Annotated in this window: 2 rRNA genes; both read left to right on the plus strand. The window is 53.1% G+C overall.

The features are described from left to right. Window positions 1-92 precede the first annotated feature (92 nt). Window positions 93-2,974, plus strand: a 23S ribosomal RNA gene (locus JGU71_RS30645). Window positions 2,975-3,127: 153 nt separating this feature from the next. Beyond that, window positions 3,128-3,240 (plus strand): 5S ribosomal RNA (gene rrf / locus JGU71_RS30650). The last annotated feature ends 140 nt before the right edge of the window (window positions 3,241-3,380 follow it).

Genomic DNA, 3,380 nt, shown 5'->3' on the forward strand with positions numbered 1-3,380 from the left:
TGATTCGAACTCTATGTTCGACTTAAATTGGAATACGGCACAACGCGAGAACTCAACCTGTAGCGACTGTCGATGAGACAGACTCGTTATAGGGTCAAGCGAACAAGTGCATGTGGTGGATGCCTTGGCGATCACAGGCGATGAAGGACGCGGTAGCCTGCGAAAAGCTACGGGGAGCTGGCAAACAAGCTTTGATCCGTAGATGTCCGAATGGGGAAACCCACTCCTTTTGGAGTATCCATGGCTGAATACATAGGCCATGCGAAGCGAACGCGGTGAACTGAAACATCTAAGTAACCGCAGGAAAAGAAATCAACCGAGATTCCCAAAGTAGTGGCGAGCGAAATGGGATGAGCCTTGCACTCTTTATTTGTATTGTTAGCCGAACGCTCTGGAAAGTGCGGCCATAGCAGGTGATAGCCCTGTAGGCGAAAACAGTATGAAAGAACTAGGTGTGCGACAAGTAGGGCGGGACACGTGAAATCCTGTCTGAAGATGGGGGGACCATCCTCCAAGGCTAAATACTCGTGATCGACCGATAGTGAACCAGTACCGTGAGGGAAAGGCGAAAAGAACCCCGGGAGGGGAGTGAAATAGATCCTGAAACCGCATGCATACAAACAGTCGGAGCCTCGTAAGGGGTGACGGCGTACCTTTTGTATAATGGGTCAGCGACTTACGTTCAGTAGCAAGCTTAACCGTATAGGGCAGGCGTAGCGAAAGCGAGTCCGAATAGGGCGTTCAGTTGCTGGGCGTAGACCCGAAACCAGGTGATCTATCCATGGCCAGGATGAAGGTGCGGTAACACGTACTGGAGGTCCGAACCCACTAACGTTGAAAAGTTAGGGGATGAGCTGTGGATAGGGGTGAAAGGCTAAACAAACCTGGAAATAGCTGGTTCTCTCCGAAAACTATTTAGGTAGTGCCTCGTGTCTCACCTTCGGGGGTAGAGCACTGTCATGGTTGGGGGGTCTATTGCAGATTACCCCGCCATAGCAAACTCCGAATACCGAAGAGTGCAATCACGGGAGACAGACATCGGGTGCTAACGTCCGGTGTCAAGAGGGAAACAACCCAGACCGCCAGCTAAGGTCCCCAAATATAGCTAAGTGGGAAACGAAGTGGGAAGGCTAAAACAGTCAGGAGGTTGGCTTAGAAGCAGCCACCCTTTAAAGAAAGCGTAATAGCTCACTGATCGAGTCGTCCTGCGCGGAAGATGTAACGGGGCTAAGCTATATACCGAAGCTGCGGATGCGTGCTTAGCACGCATGGTAGGAGAGCGTTCCGTAAGCCTGCGAAGGTGCCTTGTAAAGGGTGCTGGAGGTATCGGAAGTGCGAATGCTGACATGAGTAGCGATAAAGGGGGTGAAAGGCCCCCTCGCCGTAAGCCCAAGGTTTCCTACGCAACGTTCATCGGCGTAGGGTGAGTCGGCCCCTAAGGCGAGGCAGAAATGCGTAGCTGATGGGAAGCAGGTCAATATTCCTGCACCATTGTTAGATGCGATGGGGGGACGGATCGCGGAAGGTTGTCCGGGTGTTGGAAGTCCCGGTCGCTGCATTGGAGAAGGCGCTTAGGCAAATCCGGGCGCGGAATTCAAGGGTGTGGCGCGAGCTCCTTAGGGAGCGAAGCAATTGGAAGTGGTTCCAAGAAAAGCCTCTAAGCTTCAGTCTAACGATGACCGTACCGCAAACCGACACAGGTGGGCGAGATGAGTATTCTAAGGCGCTTGAGAGAACTCGGGAGAAGGAACTCGGCAAATTGGTACCGTAACTTCGGGATAAGGTACGCCCTTGTAGCTTGACTGGCTTGCGCCAGAAGGGTGAAGGGGTTGCAATAAACTGGTGGCTGCGACTGTTTAATAAAAACACAGCACTCTGCAAACACGAAAGTGGACGTATAGGGTGTGACGCCTGCCCGGTGCCGGAAGATTAAATGATGGGGTGCAAGCTCTTGATTGAAGTCCCGGTAAACGGCGGCCGTAACTATAACGGTCCTAAGGTAGCGAAATTCCTTGTCGGGTAAGTTCCGACCTGCACGAATGGCGTAACGATGGCCACACTGTCTCCTCCCGAGACTCAGCGAAGTTGAAGTGTTTGTGATGATGCAATCTACCCGCGGCTAGACGGAAAGACCCCATGAACCTTTACTGTAGCTTTGCATTGGACTTTGAACCGATCTGTGTAGGATAGGTGGGAGGCTATGAAACCGGAACGCTAGTTTCGGTGGAGCCGTCCTTGAAATACCACCCTGGTTTGTTTGAGGTTCTAACCTTGGCCCGTGATCCGGGTCGGGGACAGTGCATGGTAGGCAGTTTGACTGGGGCGGTCTCCTCCCAAAGCGTAACGGAGGAGTACGAAGGTACGCTAGGTACGGTCGGAAATCGTGCTGATAGTGCAATGGCATAAGCGTGCTTAACTGCGAGACCGACAAGTCGAGCAGGTGCGAAAGCAGGTCATAGTGATCCGGTGGTTCTGTATGGAAGGGCCATCGCTCAACGGATAAAAGGTACTCTGGGGATAACAGGCTGATACCGCCCAAGAGTTCATATCGACGGCGGTGTTTGGCACCTCGATGTCGGCTCATCTCATCCTGGGGCTGTAGCCGGTCCCAAGGGTATGGCTGTTCGCCATTTAAAGAGGTACGTGAGCTGGGTTTAAAACGTCGTGAGACAGTTTGGTCCCTATCTGCCGTGGGCGTTGGATATTTGAAGGGGGCTGCTCCTAGTACGAGAGGACCGGAGTGGACGAACCTCTGGTGTACCGGTTGTCACGCCAGTGGCATCGCCGGGTAGCTATGTTCGGAAGAGATAACCGCTGAAAGCATCTAAGCGGGAAACTCGCCTTAAGATGAGATATCCCTGGGGACTAGATCCCCTTGAAGGGTCGTTCGAGACCAGGACGTTGATAGGTCAGGTGTGTAAGCGCAGTAATGCGTTCAGCTAACTGATACTAATTGCCCGTAAGGCTTGATCCTATAACAAGTCTGCCTTGTAGATCGGCGCCGTGCGACAGCACCGGCTGCGATCCAAAGCGACAAGTTGGATTCTCGTGTGTGATACACACAACCAAAATTACTGCTTCTTCCAGGATTGGTTGTGCTGCGAAGCCAGCGCAACAACCCCTTTTGCCTGATGACCATAGCGAGTCGGTCCCACCCCTTCCCATCCCGAACAGGACCGTGAAACGACTCTACGCCGATGATAGTGCGGATTCCCGTGTGAAAGTAGGTAATCGTCAGGCTCCCTAAGCCAAGAACCCCCGCCCGAAAGGCGGGGGTTTTTGCATTTCAGCGGCGGAAATGTGCGCGGAGTATTCGGCATGGCTGCATGTCGTGCTGCACGCATTGATGCATCGCGATGCCGCAGGATGCGGAGAAGACG

It is taken from the genome of Antrihabitans stalagmiti, from assembly GCF_016482825.1.
Lineage (GTDB): Bacteria > Actinomycetota > Actinomycetes > Mycobacteriales > Mycobacteriaceae > Antrihabitans > Antrihabitans stalagmiti.